Origin of the sequence: Cecembia rubra (assembly GCF_003014575.1) — a bacterium.
Classification (GTDB): Bacteria; Bacteroidota; Bacteroidia; order Cytophagales; family Cyclobacteriaceae; genus Cecembia_A; species Cecembia_A rubra.
Genome location: NZ_PYGF01000001.1, coordinates 899549 through 921717, shown reverse-complemented (window position 1 = coordinate 921717; position 22169 = coordinate 899549). Strand labels below are relative to the sequence as shown.

The 22169-nt window shown below is 39.2% G+C and carries 20 protein-coding genes; 12 read left to right on the top strand and 8 right to left on the bottom strand.

Going from position 1 to position 22169, the window contains the following annotated elements; translation table 11 throughout:
* Positions 1-127: 127 nt before the first annotated feature.
* The 5 genes from hisG to CLV48_RS03785 all read left to right on the top strand — a co-directional run bounded on the left by hisG (position 128) and on the right by CLV48_RS03785 (position 5767).
* Positions 128-988 carry an ATP phosphoribosyltransferase gene (gene hisG / locus CLV48_RS03805; RefSeq protein WP_106565867.1) on the top strand — a complete coding sequence of 287 codons (861 nt, stop codon included), beginning with the start codon at positions 128-130 and terminating at the stop codon, positions 986-988.
* Between the two features lie 284 nt (positions 989-1272).
* A complete protein-coding gene (gene hisD / locus CLV48_RS03800; protein WP_106565866.1) occupies positions 1273-2565 on the top strand; it encodes a histidinol dehydrogenase in 1293 nt (430 codons plus the stop codon).
* Complete coding sequence (gene hisC, locus CLV48_RS03795) at positions 2565-3632, top strand: histidinol-phosphate transaminase (RefSeq protein WP_106565865.1); 1068 nt, start codon at positions 2565-2567, stop codon at positions 3630-3632. The genes hisD and hisC overlap by 1 nt, the downstream gene beginning before the upstream one ends.
* A 3-nt stretch (positions 3633-3635) precedes the next feature.
* Complete coding sequence (gene hisB, locus CLV48_RS03790; RefSeq protein WP_106565864.1) at positions 3636-4730, top strand: bifunctional histidinol-phosphatase/imidazoleglycerol-phosphate dehydratase HisB; 1095 nt, start codon at positions 3636-3638, stop codon at positions 4728-4730.
* Between the two features lie 251 nt (positions 4731-4981).
* A complete protein-coding gene (locus CLV48_RS03785) occupies positions 4982-5767 on the top strand; it encodes a tetratricopeptide repeat protein (protein ID WP_106565863.1) in 786 nt (261 codons plus the stop codon).
* A gap of 541 nt (positions 5768-6308) precedes the next feature.
* On the opposite strand, the gene CLV48_RS03780 is transcribed toward CLV48_RS03785, so the two are convergent.
* Complete coding sequence (locus tag CLV48_RS03780; protein WP_106566133.1) at positions 6309-7193, bottom strand: ATP-grasp domain-containing protein; 885 nt, start codon at positions 7191-7193, stop codon at positions 6309-6311.
* A gap of 103 nt (positions 7194-7296) precedes the next feature.
* On the opposite strand from CLV48_RS03780, the gene CLV48_RS03775 reads away from it, so the two are divergent.
* Positions 7297-8043, top strand: coding sequence for a polyprenol monophosphomannose synthase (locus CLV48_RS03775; protein WP_106565862.1), 747 nt, complete (start codon positions 7297-7299; stop codon positions 8041-8043).
* Here the strand turns inward: CLV48_RS03775 and CLV48_RS03770 are convergent.
* Positions 8027-9244 carry an ABC transporter permease gene (locus tag CLV48_RS03770; protein ID WP_106565861.1) on the bottom strand — a complete coding sequence of 406 codons (1218 nt, stop codon included), beginning with the start codon at positions 9242-9244 and terminating at the stop codon, positions 8027-8029. The genes CLV48_RS03775 and CLV48_RS03770 overlap by 17 nt on opposite strands.
* Before the next feature lie 40 nt (positions 9245-9284).
* Between CLV48_RS03770 and CLV48_RS03765 the strand changes: the two genes are divergently transcribed.
* The 3 genes from CLV48_RS03765 (at position 9285) to CLV48_RS03755 (ending at position 13228) form a co-directional block, all read left to right on the top strand.
* Entirely contained in the window at positions 9285-10484 is a 1200-nt protein-coding gene (locus CLV48_RS03765) for an exo-beta-N-acetylmuramidase NamZ family protein (protein WP_106565860.1), read from the top strand.
* Between the two features lie 375 nt (positions 10485-10859).
* Positions 10860-12611 carry a SulP family inorganic anion transporter gene (locus CLV48_RS03760; RefSeq protein WP_106565859.1) on the top strand — a complete coding sequence of 584 codons (1752 nt, stop codon included), beginning with the start codon at positions 10860-10862 and terminating at the stop codon, positions 12609-12611.
* A complete protein-coding gene (locus CLV48_RS03755; protein ID WP_106565858.1) occupies positions 12611-13228 on the top strand; it encodes a carbonic anhydrase in 618 nt (205 codons plus the stop codon). The genes CLV48_RS03760 and CLV48_RS03755 overlap by 1 nt, the downstream gene beginning before the upstream one ends.
* A 185-nt stretch (positions 13229-13413) precedes the next feature.
* Here the strand turns inward: CLV48_RS03755 and CLV48_RS03750 are convergent, their stop codons facing one another.
* Complete coding sequence (locus CLV48_RS03750) at positions 13414-14070, bottom strand: Crp/Fnr family transcriptional regulator (protein WP_106565857.1); 657 nt, start codon at positions 14068-14070, stop codon at positions 13414-13416.
* Between the two features lie 115 nt (positions 14071-14185).
* Entirely contained in the window at positions 14186-14947 is a 762-nt protein-coding gene (locus tag CLV48_RS03745; RefSeq protein ID WP_106565856.1) for an SDR family NAD(P)-dependent oxidoreductase, read from the bottom strand.
* A gap of 161 nt (positions 14948-15108) precedes the next feature.
* Here CLV48_RS03745 and CLV48_RS03740 point away from each other — a divergent pair, with 161 nt between their 5' ends.
* A complete protein-coding gene (locus tag CLV48_RS03740) occupies positions 15109-15936 on the top strand; it encodes a universal stress protein (protein WP_106565855.1) in 828 nt (275 codons plus the stop codon).
* Positions 15937-16209: 273 nt separating this feature from the next.
* Here CLV48_RS03740 and CLV48_RS03735 read toward each other — a convergent pair whose 3' ends face one another.
* The 4 genes from CLV48_RS03735 to CLV48_RS03720 all read right to left on the bottom strand — a co-directional run bounded on the left by CLV48_RS03735 (position 16210) and on the right by CLV48_RS03720 (position 19984).
* Positions 16210-17853, bottom strand: coding sequence for a Na/Pi cotransporter family protein (locus CLV48_RS03735; protein WP_106565854.1), 1644 nt, complete (start codon positions 17851-17853; stop codon positions 16210-16212).
* 66 nt (positions 17854-17919) lie between these two features.
* The gene (locus CLV48_RS03730; protein WP_106565853.1) at positions 17920-18477 is read right to left on the bottom strand and encodes a PepSY-associated TM helix domain-containing protein; all 558 of its coding nucleotides are present in this window, start codon (positions 18475-18477) and stop codon (positions 17920-17922) included.
* Between the two features lie 78 nt (positions 18478-18555).
* Positions 18556-19404 carry a hydroxymethylglutaryl-CoA lyase gene (locus CLV48_RS03725; protein WP_106565852.1) on the bottom strand — a complete coding sequence of 283 codons (849 nt, stop codon included), beginning with the start codon at positions 19402-19404 and terminating at the stop codon, positions 18556-18558.
* 55 nt (positions 19405-19459) lie between these two features.
* The gene (locus CLV48_RS03720; protein ID WP_106565851.1) at positions 19460-19984 is read right to left on the bottom strand and encodes a YfiT family bacillithiol transferase; all 525 of its coding nucleotides are present in this window, start codon (positions 19982-19984) and stop codon (positions 19460-19462) included.
* A 189-nt stretch (positions 19985-20173) separates the two neighbouring features.
* Between CLV48_RS03720 and CLV48_RS03715 the strand changes: the two genes are divergently transcribed.
* Together CLV48_RS03715 and CLV48_RS03710 are read left to right on the top strand one after the other, a co-directional pair.
* A complete protein-coding gene (locus CLV48_RS03715; RefSeq protein WP_106566132.1) occupies positions 20174-21181 on the top strand; it encodes a Gfo/Idh/MocA family protein in 1008 nt (335 codons plus the stop codon).
* Between the two features lie 373 nt (positions 21182-21554).
* Positions 21555-22133: a Crp/Fnr family transcriptional regulator gene (locus CLV48_RS03710; protein ID WP_106565850.1), complete on the top strand. Its 579-nt coding sequence runs from the start codon at positions 21555-21557 to the stop codon at positions 22131-22133.
* Positions 22134-22169: the final 36 nt, after the last annotated feature.

The window sequence follows — 22169 nt, the reverse complement described above, 5'->3', positions numbered from 1 at the left end:
CATTTTCATCATTCCTCCTAAGGAGGAAAACTATTTACATATCGCCCCAGGTAGGCTGTTGGTATTTAATACGGCCGGAATCCCAAAATTCTTATTTTCATTTTGATAGTAAACGTATATTGCATTCATGAATTCTATTATCCGTATAGCCGTTCAGAAAAGCGGAAGATTAAGCGAAGATTCTTTGGCGTTGATCAAGGAATGTGGCATCAAATTTTATAATGGAACAGGTAAGCTAAAGTCTGTTTCCACCAATTTTCCAGTAGAGTTTTTATTCCTAAGAGATGACGATATCCCAGGTTATGTAGCAGATGGGGTAGCTGACTTAGGTATAGTTGGAGAAAATGAACTAGTTGAAAAGGACAAAGATGTTAAGGTCCTTAAGAAGTTGGGATTTTCTAAATGTAGGCTTTCCTTGGCCATACCAAAAAGCGAAAGCTACACTAATATCCACTATTTTCAAGGGAAAAGTATCGCTACTTCATACCCCAAGATTCTTGGTGATTATCTGGCTCAACACAATATTCAGGCTGATATCCATGAGATTTCAGGTTCAGTAGAAATTGCACCAAGTATAGGCCTGGCTGAAGGCATCTGTGATATTGTCAGTTCCGGTTCGACTCTGATGATGAATGGCCTGAAAGAGGTTGAAGAAATTTTCAGATCAGAAGCGGTACTGATAGCCAATAAGTCGCTTTCTGAAGAAAAGCTGGCTATTGTGGACAAACTCCTTTTTAGGATGAATGCAGTCCAAAAGGGGAAAAGCAATAAGTATGTGTTGTTAAATGCGCCCAATGAGTCCTTAGATAAAATTGTAAGTTTAATGCCGGGAATGAGGAGTCCCACTATTCTGCCTTTGGCAGAGGAAGGTTGGTCCTCCGTACATTCTGTGCTGAGTGAAGATCAGTTTTGGGAGAAAATCGAAGAGCTTAGGGCCGCAGGAGCAGAAGGTATTTTGGTTGTCCCGATTGAGAAGATGGTAATTTGAGTTGCTAGACGCTAGATGCGAGGGACGGGAAGCGAGAGACTTGAGACTAGAAGCGGGAGGCTAGAAGCAAGAAAAAGATTGTGTTAGGGTTTGGTTGGAGGGGTTTGGGCAAAGTACCAAGTACCAAGTATCAAGAGGGGAGGAATGAGTGCGGAAATTGGTAAGGGTAGTTGTAAGTCTTGGTTTTAAAACTTTTGGGCCAAAAAGGAAGGGCGTGAAAATGGACTCCGATGGCCTTAGCACCACTAAAGAATAGTTGACAAAAGAAAAGTATTGATTTACATATGAAAACGATATTGAACCCAGGTAAGGCAGAATGGATTAAATCCTTGAAAAGGCCGGTTCAGAAAACCAAAGACATTGAAAAAATTGTCAAGCCTATATTGCGCAAAGTAAAGCGCTCAGGAGATAAGGCATTGAAGAAGTTTGCCCTGGAGTATGACCACGTCCAAATAAAAAATCTTTTGGTAACTTCTGAGGAGGTTATGAAATCAAAAGATTTGATTGACCCTCAGCTTAAAAAAGCGATCCTGGTGGCAAAGGGAAATATTGAAAAATTCCATGCTGCCCAGGTCAGTCCTGAACTAAAAATGGAAGTCATGGAAGGCGTGACCTGTATGAGGAGATCTGTTCCCATACAAAAAGTAGGCTTGTATATCCCAGGAGGAACTGCCCCCTTGTTTTCAACAGTTTTGATGTTGGGGATACCTGCCAACTTAGCCGGCTGTGAGGAAATTGTCCTCTGTACTCCTCCTGATTCAGAAGGTAATATACATCCAGCCATATTGTTTACCGCTGACCTGATTGGAATTGATAAAATTGTCAAGTCCGGAGGAGCTCAGGCAGTTGCGGCTATGACTTTTGGGACAGAATCTGTACCTAAGGTTGATAAAATCTTTGGCCCAGGAAATCAATACGTAACTGCTGCCAAACAATTGGCGGTCAAAAACGGCGTCGCCATTGATATGCCAGCTGGCCCATCAGAAGTATTGGTCTATGCAGATGAAACAGCCATACCTTCCTTTGTGGCTGCAGATTTATTGTCCCAGGCGGAACATGGCGTGGATTCCCAAGTTGTCCTCGTGACCACCACAGAAAAGTTTGCTTCCAAAGTCAAAAAAGAATTGGAAAGTCAACTCGAAAAACTTCCAAGAAAAGATATTGCCAAAAGAGCTCTTGACAATTCTGTTACAGTGGTCATGGCCAATCAGGAAAAAGCAATAGAACTCATCAATGATTATGCTCCAGAACACCTGATCATCTGTGTTGAAAATGAAGATGAAGTAGTGGGTCAAATAATAAATGCCGGTTCGGTTTTCATTGGCAATTTCACCCCGGAATCTGCAGGAGATTATGCATCAGGAACAAATCATACACTTCCGACCTATGGTTATGCACGTAATTACTCCGGCGTTTCACTTGACAGTTTTTACAAAAAAATCACTTATCAGAAAATCACTGAAAAAGGTATTCAAAATCTCGGACCCACTATTGAAACTATGGCGGCCAACGAACTTTTGGATGCCCACAAATATGCTGTCAGTGTAAGGCTTAAGTATTTAAAAGACAAGAAGTAATGGATTTTGAATTAGAAAAAATATTAAGACCCCATATCCTTCAGATAAAACCTTATTCCTCAGCCCGTGATGAATATACCGGCAAAGTGGGGGTTTTTCTGGATGCCAATGAAAATCCATATGGGGCACTTACAGGAGAGGCTTTTAACAGGTATCCTGATCCCTACCAGACAGATATTAAGGATAAATTGGCCCAACTCAAGGGTCTTCATGGAACTCAGATTTTCCTTGGTAATGGAAGTGATGAAGCGATTGATTTATTGATGAGGGCATTCTGTGTCCCAGGTAAGGATAATATCATCTTATTGCCCCCCACATATGGGATGTATGAAGTATCTGCATCAATCAATGAAATTGCAATCAAGAAAGTGGAACTGTCTGAGGATTTTCAATTGAGGACGGATGCCGTTTTAGAAGCAGCGGATGCATTCACTAAAATTATTTTTATCTGTTCTCCCAATAATCCCAGTGGCAACAAGATGGATAGGGAGGCAATCAGGAAAATCATCCGCAGTTTCCATGGTTTAGTTGTAGTGGATGAGGCCTATATCGATTTCAGTGATGAGCCAAGTTTTACTAATGAACTGTCCGCTTATCCCAATTTAGTGGTGATGCAGACTTTCTCTAAAGCTTGGGGACTTGCCAGTCTCCGAATAGGGATGGCCTTTGCATCGGATAAAATTATCCGCATTCTCAATCTTATCAAGCCTCCTTACAATATCTCCGGCCTGACCCAACAAAAAGTCTTGGAATCTTTGGCCCAGGCTGATAAAATCGAGGCCATTGTAAAGAAAATTCTTACTGAAAGGATTTATCTGGAAGATGAACTTGATAATTTGTCCTTTGTGCTCAAAATATACCCTTCCCATTCCAATTTCCTTTTGGTCAAAATGGACCATGCTAGAAGAATTTATGAATACCTGATCCATGATATGATTATCATAAGGGATCGATCAAAAGTGATTTTGTGTGAAGATTGCCTTAGAATTTCTGTTGGGACCAGAGAAGAAAATGAACAACTGATTGAATCATTAAAACGATACGAACCTATTATCAAAAACCTATAAGTAATGAAAAAAGTACTTTTTATTGACAGGGATGGGACCATTATAGTAGAGCCTCAAACTGACTTTCAAATTGATAGTCTGGAAGATCTTGAATTTATTCCTAAGGTAATTTCTAATTTAAGGAAGATTGCTGAAGAAACAGATTATGAGTTGGTTATGGTGACAAACCAAGATGGATTGGGAACTGCCTCCCTTCCAGAGGAGGATTTTTGGCCTGCCCACAACAAGATGATACTGACCTTGGAGAATGAAGGGGTGAGGTTTGCAGCTGTTCATATTGACCGTTCATTTGATCATGAAAATCTCCCTACACGCAAACCAGGTACTGCCATGTTGACTCAATATATGAACGGGAATTATGACCTGGCAAATTCTTTTGTCATAGGAGATAGAAAAACTGATGTCCTTCTCGCCCAAAATCTGGGTTGTAAGTCCATTTTCATAGGTGATGATATAAAGGGGGCTGATTTTGTCACCAAAGATTGGGATGAAATTTACCGATATTTAAAATTGCCTGACAGAATTGGAGAGGTGTTCCGTAAAACTTCTGAAACAGACATCCACGTCAAGGTGAATCTGGATGGCTCTGGAAAGTGTGAGATATTTACAGGCTTACCATTTTTCGACCACATGTTAGAACAACTGGGCAAACATGGTGGTGCTGACCTGACCATTGAAGTGAAGGGAGATTTACATATCGATGAACATCATACAATTGAAGATACTGCTTTGGCCTTAGGGGAAGCCTATTTAAAAGCTTTAGGAGATAAAAAAGGCATTTACCGTTATGGATTTTTATTGCCAATGGATGATGTTCTGGCTCAAGTAGCCATTGATTTTGGAGGAAGACCTTGGATAGTTTGGGATGCTGAATTTAAAAGGGAGAAAATTGGTGATATGCCTACTGAGATGTTTTTCCACTTCTTTAAATCTTTCAGCGACACAGCCAAATGTAACCTAAATATTAAGGCCGAAGGAAACAATGAGCACCATAAGATCGAAGCAATATTCAAAGGTTTGGCCAGGGCTATCAAAATGGCAGTGGCCAGGGATAAAACTGCACTGAACCAATTACCAAGTACCAAAGGTGTTTTATAAATTGGGGAATTGTAATCAGCCAAGAAAAGAATGGCATATTGTAGCCTGAATGTTGTTGATTTTGGTTGGTAGAATTTTGAAGGTTTAGTTGGGTAAAAGATCTTTTTTCCATTTCTTAAGCTTTCATTGGATTCCGAAAAGACCTTTTGGTTTATAAAACCTGAAGGTCTTTTTTTATGAAAAAATCAGCTAAAAACTTAGGAGTTGTATTCATGATTTATTAGTTTTGAAGAGTTTGTTTTTAGTTTCATATGAGATACCTTGTTCCATTAGTTGTAGTGATTTTGTTTTCCTCCTGTTTCGGCAGTTTTTCTGAGGGAGAGCGCTTATTTAGAATGGGTGCTTATGAAGAGGCCATTAGTGAGTTTAGTAAAACCTTGTTTCTAAATGTGACAGATATCAAATCTCTTCATTTGCGGGCCAGGAGTTATGAGGAACTAGAAGCTTTTGAAGATGCGCTGGAGGATTATAAAGCCATTTTGAGGTTGGAACCGAGCTATGCCCAAGCTCATGCTGGAATAGGTAAACTTTATTGGAGATTAGAAGATTACAAAAAGGCAGAAAATCACTTATTGTTAGCAGCAAAATATGATCCTAAAGATTTTGACATTATCTTTTTGTTGGGCAGGACTTTATTGATGAATGAGAGACATGAAAGTGCTGATGATTTCTTTCAAATAGCTAAGGAATTAAATCCCAAGGATTCGAGGGTGTATTTTTATCAGGGTATGGCCCGTTCGCAAATTGGGGATATCTTGGGAGCTGCAGGGTCCTTCAATATGGCCCTGCGCTATGATCCAGATAATTTGGTCGCCAAGTATAACAGAGGTTTGGTCAGGATGCGGATCGGTTATTATTCTTGGGCACTCGAAGATTTTGAGGCAGTGCTTAAGAAGAACCCTGGACATATGGAAGCCTTAGCACAAAGGGGATTGGTCAAGTTAAGCCTAAAAGATCCAAGTGGTTGTTCGGATTTGATGAAAGCTTTTGCTCAGGGAAGCATCACTGCACAAAGACATAAGGATATGTGTAATTGATAGAAGAACTTTTTTACTAAATCCCTAATCCTAATTTTCTACCTAATCAGGATTGCTTGTTCTGCTTTTTTTAGTTCAAGTTTTTAAATAGGAATGATTCAGCCAATCTTTTTTAATTGTGCATTATATACGAATTAGCGAATTGTTAATACCACTTCAGGAAATGGATAAACACAAGGCTATTAAAGAAATGGAGAAATACACAAGCTTGAAATTTAGAAAATTTTTAAGGTGAAAATACAGTTTGACAGTTAATATTGATCTCATCCAAATCCAACTCAAAAAGGCTGGGTCCCCGCTGTAAGGCTTTGAAAACCTTGGAAATTCTTCCTAAATTCTCTTATTCGAAGGAAATTCCGGGGCAAAAAAAGTGATATAAAGTGATTTGTTACAACTTGATATAGGTTAAACAGAATAAAAGTAATTGGCTCATGAACTTTTAAAAAGCAATACACTTATACTGCCGTTATTTTCCTAATAGCAAAAGAACTGGATGGAACTTATGGCCAAATGTTTGATATCAAATAAAAAAACTCAATTGTTAGGTATTAACTGTAATTAACCGTTCCATAAGGGCAGTTTTATAATTTTCTTTGGCTTTTTCTGAAGTAAATAAGAATAAATAAGGCTCAATCAGTTCCAGTTCCATCAAATAAAAGATCCCTTCATTCCAAATCCCGTCCACCCGGGCATAAAGTGTGTCAGAGGCAAAGGCATCCACTATCTGCTGTATGTATGACAAGTCTTCAGAGCTAGGATGTACAGGGAGGATTTCTCCACCAAAGAAATGCTGAACCCTGAATTCCCCCTTTTTAGGCCTTTTTAATACTGCATGGGAAAATTTCCGGTTGAAAAACAGGTAAGAATATTCTCCGGTTCTTGCTACTTCTTCCACAAAAGGCTGCACCATAAAGTCTTCTACTTTAAGCCATTCCCTGATTTTTCCTTCAAACTCCTGCCAGCTGTTTTTATGTAATTTAAGGGTGTTTTTGGCCCCTCCACTTATAGAAGGTTTGATTACTAAGGTGTCTGTATTGAATTCTTGAAAATAGGGCTCTAAATGTAAGGCCTCATTCTTTTTAACAAAATGAGTTGGAACTATAGGGAATCCCTTTTCTGCAATGGTCTTCATGTACCATTTATCAGAATTCCAAAGGATGGTTTCAATGGAATTGAAAGTAGGAATTCCCATTCTCTGGATCTTATGGCACCAATCCTTGAATTCAGCATAGCGGTCGAAATAATCCCAGGGAGATTTAATCAGCAAATGCGAATATTTATTCCAATTGACTTCATTATCAGACCAAATTTCAAATGTAAAGTCAATATTTAAATCCTGAAGTAGTGAGGCAACTATAGTATCTTCGTTTACTTCCGTTGAGGTGTATGCTCCTTTATCTTCGTAGGTGATGACTGCGATTTTCATGGTTTGATCCTGATTTGAGCGCAATGTTAGGGGAATTTTATGATTTTTTGATTTTTGGTCTGTAATTACCTGATAGAAATTATATTTTTGGCTTTTAGATTCTATGAATAAAGATAAACTCGTCATCATTCCTACCTTCAATGAAAAGGAAAACATGGAGGACATGGTCCGTGTGGTCATGGGACTGGACGGTAATTTTGAATTATTAGTGATTGATGACAATTCTCCTGATGGCACTGCTGAAATAGTAAAAGGTCTTAAGAAAGAATTCCCCGAAAGGTTACACCTGATTCAGAGGGAAGGTAAATTAGGTTTGGGAACAGCCTATATAGAAGGGTTCCGCTATGGCTTGGTTAGTGGCTACCAATACATTTTTGAAATGGATGCCGATTTTTCCCATGATCCCAAAGACCTGATAAGATTGTGGAAGGCTTGTGAAGAGGAGGGTTATGATATGGCGATTGGTTCCAGGTATATTAAGGGTGTCAATGTGGTCAACTGGCCTATGGGTAGGGTTTTGATGTCCTTTTTTGCCAGCAAATATGTACAGTTTATTACCGGGATGCCTATTAAGGATGCGACAGCAGGCTTTAAATGTTATCACCGTAGGGTATTGCAGGCCATCAATTTAAATAAAATTAGGTTTATCGGCTATGCTTTCCAGATAGAAATGAAGTTTACTGCCTGGAAATTGGGTTTTAAAATCATTGAAATTCCCATAATTTTTACAGATAGAACAAAGGGAAGCTCAAAAATGAGTACCAATATCTTCAGGGAGGCAGTTTTCGGGGTTATTTATATGAAATTCAAAAGCCTTTTTGTCCGGTATAGGCCTAATCAAAGCGAATAGATTTAATAGGCTGTATATTGCTGATCACCATAGCTGGCAGAAATAAGACCAGACTAGTTACAAGTAGGACCATAGCATTCAGTATGATAAATACAGGCCAATTCCAAAAAATTGGAACAAAGCTCATGTAGTAATTTTCCGGATCCAATGGAATCAGTCTGAACTTATCCTGAAGCCATCCAAATCCCAGAGCCAATGTATTGCCGATCAGCATTCCTCTACCAATAATCCTAATCCCATTCCAAACAAAAATTCTACGGATCTGACTGTTTCTTGCCCCTAGAGCTTTTAATATACCTATCATCTGGGTCCTTTCCATAATCAGGATAAATAGAATGGAAACCATATTAAATGCAGCAACGAAAAGAATGAGTCCAAGAAAAATATAAACATTGTTGTTGAGTAAATGAAGCCAGTCAAAAATTTCCATGTACTTGTCCTTTACTTTGACAAGTTTGAGATCATAATCCAAAACTTCATATAAGGGATCAATGTATTCCTCCAATTTTTTGGAATCCTTTACAAATACTTCAAAACCACCTACCTGATCATCTGTCCAGGCATTGAGGTTTCTAATGGTCTGAATGTCACCAATAATGATTTTGTCGTCGAAGTTTTCCAATAAGGTTTCATAAAGGCCTACGATTTCCAGTCTTCTAAAACGTGGAGGTTCTTGCACAAAATACATTGTCACACGGTCCCCGACATCCAATAAGAGCTTATTAGCAATTTTGGTACTAAGCATTACTTCATTGGAAGCAGAGGAATCAGAAAATTGAATAAAGCGCCCTTTTTTGATTGAGTTTTTGAAAGCCAAAGTGTCAAATTCAGGTCCCACACCCTTCATCAAGACTCCTTCTACTTCATTGTCACCTTTAAGCAGACCGGGCTTGTGGGCAAATGACTGTACATGGACAATGTAGTCCTGACCGGAATAGTCTCTAAAAAAATCTGATTTTTTGGAAGTTGGGGATTCTTCAAATGCATTGCCAGACATAAAACGCATGACCTGAAAATGTCCTGTGAAAGCAAAAACCTTGTTGGAGATCTCGTTTTGGAATCCTCCTAGTATCATGAAAGATATCAGGGATATGGCGATACCAATGGCCACTGAGGCCACAGCAATGCGGTGGATGGTTCCTGTGAAACCACCAGTTCTTTTAAAACTTATTCTTTTGGCAATGAAATAAGAAAGGTTCAAAGAATTTATTAATTTGGTCGAAATCTAGCGCAAAATAACTATGAAGTCCTTGAAATTGATGATTCTTTTCAGTTTTTTAATTAGCTCCCTGGCATTTTGTAAAAATCCACAAAAAAATAACCCTTTACTTGGAGCTGAAAAGAAGGAAATTATTCTTCCTGCAGCCGACCAACCAAATGTCTATCTCCCTTTGCTGGAAGGGAAAAGGGTAGGATTGGTTGTAAATCAGACTTCCATATTAACCAGTCATAACAACATGCATTTGGTAGATTTCCTGATGATGGAAGGGGTGGACGTGAAGAAAGTTTTTGTGCCTGAACATGGTTTCAGAGGGGATGCAGATGCAGGAGAAGCCATCAAATCAGAAGTGGATAAGAGCACAGGCTTGCCCGTTGTGTCACTTTATGGTGAAAATAAAAAACCATCCAAAGAGTCCTTAAAGGATATTGATATTCTGATTTATGATTTACAAGATGTGGGGGTGAGATTTTATACTTATATCAGTACCATGCATTATGTCATGGAAAGCTGCGCTGAAAACAATATGCCCTTATTGATTTTTGACAGACCTAACCCTAATGGCAATTATGTGGACGGTCCTGTTTTGAAAAAAGGTTTTGAGAGCTTTGTGGGAATGCATCCGATTCCGGTGGTACATGGACTTACAGTAGGGGAGTTGGCAGGGATGATTAATGGAGAAGGTTGGTTAAAAGGAGTTGTGCAAGCGCCCATTCAGGTTATTCCTGTTAAAAATTGGGACCATAGCCTGGCTTATTCACTACCTGTAAAGCCATCTCCAAACCTTCCAAATGATACCGCAATACGGCTCTATCCATCTCTATGTTATTTTGAAGGAACGGATGTCTCTTTGGGAAGGGGTACTTATTTCCCATTTCAGGTATATGGTTATCCTGATCCAAAATTTGGGGATTTTACCTTTACTCCTGTAAGTATTGTTGGCATGTCCAAAAATCCGCCCCAACAGGGTAAATTATGTTATGGGGAGGATTTGCGAAATGAACCTTTGGATCATCAATTTACACTCAAATACCTCCTAAAGGCATATGAGCTTTCAGGAAAGAAGGAAAAGTTCTTCAATAATTTCTTTGATAAGCTGGCCGGAACAGATGAATTGAGAAAGGATATTCTTTCAGGAAAGTCAGAGACAGCCATTAGGGCCGGATGGCAGAAGGATCTTGAGGCTTACATGGCGTTGCGGGACAAATACAGATTATATTAAGGAGCCAAGACCATTAGTCTTTACCCAATTTTAATTGCCTAATTTAAAATTGGTCTCGCAATCGCTCTTTTTTTGATTTTGATTCTTTGAGGCAAGCTTCAACCAAAATCGAGACAAAGTATCCAGAAGTAAAGTTTAATATGCTCGAATTCAAACAATCATTTGATTGATTACTTGCAAATATTTTATAACATCCTTGTCCTTGAATCATTGGAATTTATTTTAAAACAATGACTTGAGGAAGGAATTTTTTATTTAAACCATACGTGTAACAAACATCACCGATTATCTTTTTGAAAGTTTGGACTTTTGTTTATCAAAATTAGGGTAAATGAATCCCTTCATTAGATTTCCAGATTAAGAGAAAAAAACATCATGAATAATAGCATTGCCTCTAAGATCAAGGGCTTTTTGCCCATTTTGGACTGGTTGCCTAATTACAAAAAATCAGATCTTCAGGGAGACCTTTCTGCAGGCCTTACAGTAGGGATCATGTTGATTCCTCAAGGTATGGCCTATGCCATGTTGGCCGGATTGGAACCCATCCATGGTCTGTATGCCGTAACTGTTCCTTTGTTATTGTATGCCATCTTCGGAACATCCAGACAGCTGGCTGTTGGGCCTGTTGCCATGGTTTCCTTGCTTACTGCTGCCGGAATTGCCAGTTTGAATCCAGCTTCACCTGAACAATACTTGTTGTATGCATTATCTTTAGCCTTTTTGGTAGGCCTGATACAGTTTGGAATGGGCTTATTGAGACTGGGTTTTGTCGTGAATTTCCTGTCCCATCCCGTAATCAATGGCTTTACTTCTGCTGCAGCGATCATCATAGGATTGAGTCAGATCAAACACCTTTTTAGGATCAATCTTCCCAATTCTGAACACATTCAGGAAATGATTGTAGCCATTGCCCAAAACATAGGGGACATCCACTGGCTGACTTTTGGAATAGGTGTCATCGGTATCGTTATAATCAAATACGGAAAAAAAATCCATAAGAGTTTCCCTGCACCGCTTGTAGCTGTGATTGTGGGTATCGCATTGGTCTCCGGGTTTGACCTGACTTCTCAAGGTGTAAAGATTGTTGGGGATGTACCAAGTGGCTTGCCGAGTCTTTCCTCTCCTTCCTTTGATATGGAAGTTTGGAGTACTTTATTGCCTATCGCGTTGACCATTTCACTGGTGGGTTTTGCAGAGAGTTTTGCCGTAGCCAAAACCATTCAGGCAAAGCATAAAAACTATAGGCTGGATGCCAATCAGGAATTGATCGGACTGGGCATGGCCAACTTTGGAGCAGCTTTCTTCAGGGGTTACCCTGTAACAGGTGGATTTTCCAGGACAGCAGTCAATAATGATGCAGGGGCAAAAACCGCTTTGGCATCCATCTTTAGTGCTGTCTTGATAGTATTGACCTTGTTATTTTTTACCGGATTATTCTACAACCTTCCTAGTGCCATTTTGGCTGCGGTGGTTTTAGTAGCCGTATCCGGTTTGATTGATTACAAAGAACCAATCCACCTATGGCATAAGGACAAGTCTGACTTTGCCATGTTGATTGCTACTTTCATCATTACCTTGACTTTGGGAATTGAAACGGGAATCATTGCTGGTATGGTACTTTCTCTTATTGTCGTCATCTACAGGGCTTCCAGACCCCATATGGCCCAATTGGGAAGGGTGCCCGGCACCAATATCTTCAGGAATGTGAAAAGGTTTAATAACCTTATCGAAAGGGATGATTTGTTGATGATAAGGGTGGATGGACCAATATATTTTGCCAATGTAGAGTACATCAAAGACAAAATTGACAAATGGATTTCCAAAAAGAATAACCAAGTCAAAATGATTGTCTTCAATATGGAATCAGTAACCAATATCGATAGTACAGGGTCCCATGAATTGAATGAATGGATCAACACCTGGAGAAAGTCAGGCATAGATGTATGTATGAGCAGCATCAAAGGCCCTGTCAGAGATGTCCTTAACAGATGGGGAATACTGGAATCTGTGGGGTCTGACCATGTCTTCCTAGATGACAATTCAGCTGTAGCAGCCTTCGACCACGAAATTGATGTTGATTTCCTTGAAAAATATTCACCTTACGCCATACAAACCGATTCAAAATAATGTGCCAGATAGATCTCAATAAATACCTCGAATACAATAAGCAATGGGCTGCTGAAACCTTGGCTTCCCAAGAAGGGTATTTTGATACCCTAAAGGAGGGGCAATCCCCAAAGGCCCTTCTCCTGGGCTGTTCAGATAGCCGGGTGTCACCTTCCAAAGTACTGGGAACTGATTTAGGGGACCTATTTATTCACAGGAATATAGCCAATTTGGTGTCCCATACTGACCTTAACTTCCTTTCTGTCATGCAGTATGCTGTAGAAAATTTGGGTATTAAGGATATCATAGTCTATGGACATTATGGTTGTGGAGGGATAAAAACTGCTTATGAAAACAATAACAATGGTTTGATTGACAATTGGTTGGCAACGATCAAAGATGTGATCCGTCACCATAAAGCCGAACTGAATCTGATAGCAGATGAAAATGAAAGGCTAAACAAGCTCGTTGAACTCAATGTCCTGGAACAAATACAGAACATCAAACAGACTTCTGTTTACAAGAAAGCGATTGCCAAGGGAGAAAAAATTAATCTGCATGCTTGGGTTTTTGATTTCTCCACAGGCTTAGTCCATGACCTGAAGAAGAAATACAATATTGTACCGGCAACAGCTTGATATAATGATTGACATATGAAAATGAAGAAAATGCTGCCTTCTGGGCAGCATTTTTTTGCTCTTTGGGATTTGCAATCCCGAAGAGTGATAAATAGGATATCCAATCCTTCTTTTCTTTTAAATGTCTATCTTACAGATTACTAATCCGCTGTATCTTTCTCGAAATTGCAAATTTCTAGAAGCCTTTAAGCGCTGATCAACTCCTCAAAGTCGTCTCTGATATAAATAACGTTTCTCCCCAACTCAATCCACTTTTTCTTTTCCAACTGCTTTAGAAGCCTGGAAATTACTTCTCTGGAAGTACCCAGTTCATTGGCGATTTCCTGATGGGTAATATGTAGCTCATTGGTCTTATGCTGCTTCATTTTGGTCACTATGTAGCGCATCAGCCTTTCATCCATTCTTTTGAAGGCCACCGCATCCAATGCTACCAGCATTTCATGGAACCTGTTTTGGTAAGTCATTGCCACAAAGTCCTTCCATTGCTTGAACTGGTCCAGCCATTGTTCATGTTTAGTTATAGGTATACCAAGGATAACTGTTTTTTCTTCTGCCACAGCTTTGATTTCACTTGGCTTGGATGCTGAGCAACAAGTAAGGGATAAAGCGCATGTTTCGCCGGGCTCCAAATAATAGAGAAACAACTCCTTACCATCTTCATCCATTCTCAGAATTTTGATGGCTCCTTCCAAAACAATTGGCACCATTTTGATAAATTGCCCCGGCTCAGTTATGATTTTTCCTGCTGAAAATTCATGAATAGTACCATTTTCCAACAGCGCATTCAATAAACTGGGGTCAGTGATATTCGGAAGCTTTAATTTCAGGTCCTCAAGTTCCATAATTCAAAATTTGTTTAAAAGTAGCCTTAGGTCTTCCTCTAATTTAGTGATAAAAGTTACAATAGAAAAAGGCCGGATAAATTACCCGGCCCTTTTCAACCACCAAACCTATTATTTAAGCACTAAAACCACCGTCAACAACAAAAGTCGCTCCGGTAATATATTTAGCATCATCAGAAGCCAAAAAGGCCGCCATGTTTGCAATATCTTCATTCAAAGCATACCTTCCCAAAGGAACCATGCTTTCAAAACCTTTTTTGACTTCGGCTCCAGCACCAGGAGCCATTTGGTCTTCCAGAGAACGCATCATTCTGTTTTCCACTGGTCCTGGATGTATGGTATTGACCCGGATATTGAATGGAGCACCTTCTTTTGCGGCCACCCGCATGGTGCCAATTACAGCATGCTTGCTGGTAGTGTAAGCAATCATCTTGGGTGTACCGGTCAATCCTGCAACTGAAGAAGTGATGATGATTGATCCACCATTTTTTTCCATTTGGGGGAATGCGTATTTCATGCCCAGCCAAACCCCTTTGACATTCACATCGATGACCAAATCAAACTCTTCTTCAGTGTATTCAGTCAATGATTTTACAACACCTTCTGTTCCTGCATTTAAAAAGACAACATCTATCTTCCCGAATAAATCAACTGCTTTATCAGTATAAGCTTTTACTCCAGTGGCCTTACTCACATTGGCGGCGTAAGTATAAACTCTCTTATCTCCTAATTCTTTTTTAGCTTCTTCAAGATTTTTCTCCAATAAGTCAACCAATAGTACTCCAGCTGCTCCTTCATCTAAAAACAGCTTGGCGGTTGCTTTTCCTATACCCCCGGCACCACCTGTGATGATCGCATATTTTCCTTCTAATTTCATAGCTGATTTTGTGTTTGGTTAATAAATCTTATGCTCAAAATTAGTATCAGTCAACTAATATAAATGCGTTAATAATCACGCTTTTATATGATTTACATCAGGGTTTTAGAAAAGGGATTTTAGCATATTTGGTAATCTGTTAACCAAAACACCTTCTAGCCATGAAACGAATCATAGTTCCTATCGATTACTCTTCTTATGCTGATAGTGCATTTTTGACAGCTCTTAAAATTGCAGACAAAGAAAACAGCACGATCACTTGTGTCAATGTGGTGAGTTCAGGTTTGGACTGGAAAAATCTAAGTGCAGAGAAAAAGAAATCCCTTCCGGATATCCTTGATGCTGAAGCTGAGGCCAAGGATAAATTGAAAGCTTATGTAATGGATCATAAATTAGGAGGGGTGCCAGTGGAGGCTGTTGTAGAAGTTGGGATTCCCCATGAAGTGATTGTTGAACTGGCAAATTCTCATAAGGCGGATTTAATTGTTCTTGGAGCGCATGGTAAAGAACACAGCAAAGAAAAATTTTTAGGTTCAAACCTTCAAAAAGTAATTAGAAACGCTGATTGTCCTGTATTGGCAGTTAAAAAGGTCATGAATGGAAACCAGCTTAGGAAAATGGCATTTGCTTCTATGTTCAATGAGGAATCCAAGCCTTCTTTTGTAAAAATGAAACCTTTTATTAAATCCTTCCATACTTCGGTTCATTTTCTTTTTGTCAATACGCCAAGTGCTTTCGTAAATTCCTGTGAGGCACAAAAAAAGATGGATTTGTATGCAAAAGGTTTGGAGGATATGGTTATCCATAAGCAAATTTACTGTCATCAAGAACCGGAAAAAGGGATCATTGAGTTTGCTGAAAAAAATAAAATCGGATTTATCGGTATTGCTTCTTCCAATAGAACAGGCAAATCCTCGTACCAAATAGGCGTAACAGATACAGTGCTTTATAAGACCGATATTCCTGTGCTCAGTGTAAAATTTGGATAAATCTTAGATAGAAAAGGCCAAATTGATTAAAGGGTTATCTTTAAATCCGCAATGATACAAGTAATCATTTATAATGCGGTTTATAACCATACTGATATAAATTGATATTGGGTCCGCCTTGGTGAACAAGTTATTGATGGTTATTGATTCTAATTTAGCGGTAAATTCTATGAAATTCAGTTAGTGGTATGATTGCGGAAAATCATTAAAGGTTACTTTGATTCTTGTTGATTGCAAGGCCTAATGCAATCAAAATTGATAAGTAACCTTTTTTTATTCCATATCCAATACTTCTTTTTTCTTCAATTTCCAGTAAATACTGGAACTTCCCAAGTTGTCCAAACTCGAAACTACTTGTTTGATGACATTGGTCAAGGTTGAAACAGGAAATTCGGGTGTGGTGGTTTTTATCCTTTCATATAGGTCATGGATCCATTTTTTGTACTGCTTGGCATTTTCTCCCACCCAATCCGGGATTGTAGCCTGCTGATCTTCCTCATGGATATATATTTTGACCCTATCAATAAAGTGAAAAGTATATTTTTTAAGTTCCTCGTAGAATTCTCTGGCAATAGGATCATCCTCATCTGACATATCTTCGATATTGTGCATCACATCTTTTAAATCTTTTGTCGCATAGACCATAGTCCTCAAAGAAAGCATTAGTGAAGTCAGTAATTTGGCTTCTTCAAGGGAAAGGTTTTGTTCCTGAAGATCGATATGATAGGCTGTAAGTTCATCTTCCAGTTTTTTGATTGACTTATATTCTGCCATCAAATCCTTAGGTTGGAACAATATTTTTCTCCAGATAGAGACATTATTGGCTGAATTTCCATCCCAAACATTGGCCATAAAACTGACTGTCTTGTCAAATGCTACCTGGATCTCTTTTTTCAGCGCAGCAATGGCTGCTTCCGGGATCTGCACACTTACATTTTTGACATACAGTGATACTCCTTCTGGTTCAGCAGAAAGGAATCTGGTTTTGAGCCATTTTTCCAAATTAGAAATGAAAGGAAAGAACAGGATGATGCCAATCAAATTGATAATGGTATTTAAAAAAACCAACTCCATCAAAGGATCTTTGATCGAGAAGAAGGCCATAGTAAAATCTACCAACTGGCGTATAAAAACAAAAACCAGACAGCCAGTAACCAAATTGAAAAGAAAATGGGATAGGGCCAGTCTTTTTTTATCAGCGGACCCCTTCAGGGCACCTATGGCTACTGTAATTGTAGTACCTATGTTGGCTCCGATGATCAGGACTGCTCCCTCCAATAAAGAAATCAGGCCAGCGTTCATAGAACTAAGGATAATGACCACCATAGCAGAACTGGATTGGATCAAAGCTGTCACCACAATACCTATAAGTAAGTAGATCCATAAACCATATTGATGGAATGCCTCCAGGTCGATATGGTCAGATACATTTTCAATGGCGGTTTTCATAAAATCCAATCCTAAAAAAAGCAGACCAAAGCCAACCAAAAAAACACCGGTCTCACGTACCTGGGGCCTGCTTGAAAAGAACAAAGAAAAAATACTGCCAAAGGCTAAAAACGGCATAGCAAAATCCGCAACACTCAGTTTGAAGCCCAGCGTAGCCACAATCCAAGCGGTAACTGTTGTGCCTAAATTGGCACCGAGAATTATCCCAATGGCATTTTTGAGCTGGATCATTCCTGCACCCAAAAAAGCCAAAACCATAAGTGTCACTAGGGAACTGCTTTGTAGAACTGCCGTAATGAATGTTCCTATCAAGATTCCTTTAATTGAGGAATCTGTAAATTTTTGCAGTAGGTTTCTAAAGGATTTACCACCCAACTCTTTGATGGCATTTTCCAATTGGTGCATGCCCCAAAGAAATATGCCTATACCTGCAAAGAATTGCCAAAAATCAAAAACCTCTTTTTCCATATTGGGGTCCTGCTATTCAACAAATATAAAAATTAGGCAAAAAAAACACCTTTTGTTGCAGCCTAACTAAGAGCCTTTTTTAATCTTTTTCATTCTTTTGGGATTATACCATAGATAAAACCCGGAAATACCCAATACAATCAAAGCTAAGGAGGTTAAAGTGGAATAAATTTGTTTACTGGATTCCGAATCTGATCTTCCCCAAAAATCCAAAATGCTTCCATCGTGGATTTTTTCAATAAGGTCAGAATTTCTTTGGGCTACAGATAGGATCTCTCCCGAGTATCCATCTATCTGGACTTCTGTAAAATGGTATTTGAAAATGATCTTAACGATGCCTTTTTCCGGTCGAATATCCAAGCGGTCTATAATACTTTCCTTATGCAAACTATCCCTCATATACTGACTGCCAATCTCCAGGATTTTTTCAACAGGAATCCAAGTAGAGGGTGATTCCATCTTGGTTTTTTGGGTCTTAGGAATCAAATGCAGTTCTTTTTTCCAAGCCAGTAAAATCGCAGTAACCCCTATTAGGATAAGAAAAAACACAAAAGGAATGCTAACCCACTTATGGATCCTCCGGTGAATTCTGGTAAGATTGGCTATGATGGAAATTCTTTTCATGTCTTTCTATCCCCAAAGATATACCTATCCTTAGAGCTAAGAAAAATTAAACTTCAAGCGGTAATAATTGGGGATTGATCAGCTAAAAACCACCTGGGCCAATTTCATGGCTTCGGAAAATTCATTTTTATCCAGATGGTTTTCGTATCCCTTTTCTTCCAAAATACGGATCAGGTTTTCTGTCGCCACATTTCCTACGAGTTCATCTTTTGCCATAGGGCAGCCTCCAAAGCCTTTGAGGGCGCCGTCAAACCTTTTGCAACCCGCGTTTAGGGCAGCTTCAATTTTTGGTCTCAAGTCCTGAGGTCTGGTATGCAGGTGCATTCCGAATTCTATAGTAGGATAGGTCTCTGCATTTACTTTGTAGAGTTCGGCTATTAGGGAAGGTTCGGCCGAGCCAATCGTGTCCGCAAAAGAAATGATTTTTATGTCAAGGTCATTGAGATTTTTAACAAATTCAGCAACCAGATCAGGAGAATAGGGATCCCCATAAGGATTTCCAAATCCCATACTCAGGTATGTCACCAAAGTTTTACCTTTTGTTTCGCACAGATTCTGTATTTCTTCTATCGTAACAAGCGCCTCTTGTATGGACTTGTTGGTGTTTCTTTGTTGGAAGGTTTCTGAAAGAGATAAGGGGAAACCCAAATAATCGATTTCTTCAAAAAATAAGGCTTCATTGGCACCTCTTTCATTGGCGACAATGGCAAGTAATTTTGATTTGGATTGGTGCAGGTCCAAAAGTGAAAGCACTTCGGCAGTATCCCTCATCTGGGGTATGGCTTTAGGGCTTACAAAACTCCCGAAATCTACTGTGTCAAAACCAACCTGCAACAACTGGTTAATATATGCCGCTTTGATGGCTGTATCAATAAAGCGTTCTCTACCCTGCATGGCATCCCTTGGGCATTCGATCAATTTAATCATGGCTTGAAACTAAGGCCAGTATGTTCAATTTCCAAAATCTATTTTTATTTAGGCTTTATTTTGTGCTTGAAATAATCTTGATATGCCCCAAATGATGCTTACAATGCCAGGAATACATGGCGAGGTTTCGATCCAAGGCTACTTCTTTTTTCATCTCGGGATGGTAAAATGTCCTTTTGAAATCACTTGCTTGCATCGCTTCCAATAGTTTGACCCATCTGGCATGAAGTCCTTCTAAGATGGAAATAGAATCAGATACTGGCATTTCTAGATAATCAAGTCCTTTGGCCCATAAATCTTCATGATATGGCTTAACAGTAGGGTTTTCTTCAGTTAGTGCAAGTTTGAACCGGATAAAACTGTTCATATGGCTATCCGCACAGTGATGGATCACTTGCCTCAAAGTCCAGCCTCCTGGTCTGTAAGTTGTATCCAGGTCCTTTTCATCAAGTTTGGAAACTTCTTTTTTCAGCAATCCAGGAAATTCTTTGATATCCTGAATGTAGGTATTGATCTGGCTTTCAGAAAATTCACCTTGTACTCTAAAAGTACCAACAGGGTATTTCAATGGTTCGGTCATAAAATAGAAGCGGTATAAAAGTGCTCTTGTCGATGTTTAGCTACTGAAATTTAAAGTATTTTGAACTGATTTTTCAAATTTTTTGAAAAGTTGAAGGAAAAGATTTTTTTGGCTCAGCATGCTTTAAATATAAATAGAAGGGTGGACAGCTGGCTTTCCTGCTTTCATAAAGTTGATTATATTTCAAACATGAAAAAAATAAAAGACAATGAGGTCAGATGGGGGGTGATTGGCGTAGGAAATGTTTGCGAAAGAAAATCTGCCCCTGCCATGAACCTGGTGCCGAACAGCAAACTGGTCGCTGTCATGCGAAGGGATGAGGATAAGGTCAGAGATTATGCAGCAAGACATGGCGTTCCCAAATGGTACACCTCAGCCCAGGACCTTGTTGATGATCCCGATGTCAATGCGGTTTACATTGCTACCCCGCCGCATATGCATTTACCATATACCAAATTGGCAGCAGAAGCAGGTAAGCCGGTGTATGTTGAGAAGCCCATGGCCAGGAATTATGCTGAATGCCAAGAAATGATTGCTGTCTGTGAAAGAGCAAATGTTCCACTCTATGTGGCTTATTACAGAAGGGCATTGCCCCACTTTTTACAGATCAAAAAAATGATGGAGGAAGGAGCAATAGGAGAGGTAAGGACTGTCCATATCAACCTCAAACAGGTTCTTAAGCCAGATATAGTAGTACACTTGGAGAATAATTGGAGGATCGATCCTAAAGTTGCCGGCGGAGGCTATTTCTTTGACCTGGCTTCCCATCAATTGGATCTTTTGGATTTCTTTTTTGGACCGGTTCAAAAAGTCCAGGGATTCGCTGTCAATCAGGCCAGGGCTTATGAAGCAGAAGATTTGGTTGTTGGCAGTTTTGTTTTTGAGAATGGAGTGATAGGCTCTGGAAACTGGTGTTTTACAGCCTCTCAAAGTGCTGAAGTTGATGAGATTACCATCTATGGCAGCAAAGGTAAAATCAGTTTCGAGATCTTTGGCAAAGGAGAATTTACCCTGGAAAAAGACGGGGAAGACAGGCAGCACTTTGAACTGGAATTGCCTTACCATATCCAACAACCTCTTATCAAATCCATTGTGGAAGACCTTTTAGGAAGGGGGAAATGTCCAAGTACCGGAAATTCAGGAGCAAGGACCAATTGGGTGATGGATGAATTGGTGAAAACCTACTATGGATTTTGAATTGGGCTAACAAACAAATTCCAGTCAAAAAAAACTTTGATTCCTGGCTAAATCTTATTAAAAAACACGATTGTCCGCTTTCTTGCCAGTAGAATCATCACGATAGAATAAACCTACGATTTCAAACCAATATCCATGAATAAATGTCCGTCTTGGCGGACATTTATTCGTGGATATTAATTCTAATTTACATGTAAATTCTTTGAAATTGAGATAGTGGTATGATTTCGGATGATCATATTAAACAAAATGGTTAAGGATTTATAGATGCTAAGGAAAGAAATTGGATTCTAAAAAGGATTTCAGTTATTTGAACTGGCTTGAAGGATTTTAACCAATTTAGCTATTTTGTATTTGGATCTGTATTTTCTATATGCGCCAGCTTTTTCATAACACATTAAAAAATCTAGTAGAACTTTCTGAAAAGGAGAAAGCAATCTTGGAAGAAGCATTTGTATTCCGTCAGGTACCCAAAAAATTTAAATTGGCAGAAGAAGGGCAGGTAGCCAAAGAGGTTTATTTTATCAATAAGGGGTTGATCCGTTTGTATTACACCAAAGAAGGGGAGGAGATAACCGGTTTTATTTTTCAGGAAGGCCTCTTTGCCAGCAGTTATGATTCTTTTTTAAAACAACAACCGAGCAATCAAACTTTGGAAACTTTGGAGGAATGTGAGTTATTGGTCATTGATAAAAAGGGCATGGAGGAACTCTACCAGACTTTACCCAAAATGCATATCATTACCAGAAAAGTAGCGGAACTGCGCTTTATCAATGCACAGCGAATTCTGTCTTCCTTTATTTTAGATAGTCCGGAAGAAAGATACCGAAAGTTTGAAGAAGAACATAAAGACCTACTTCTGCGTGTTCCGCAGCATTATATTGCTTCATTTTTAGGTATCACACCGGTGAGCCTGAGCCGGATAAGGAAAAGGTTGAAGGAATCTGAATAAATTAACAATTGTTAATGAACCCAGGGGTAATCAACA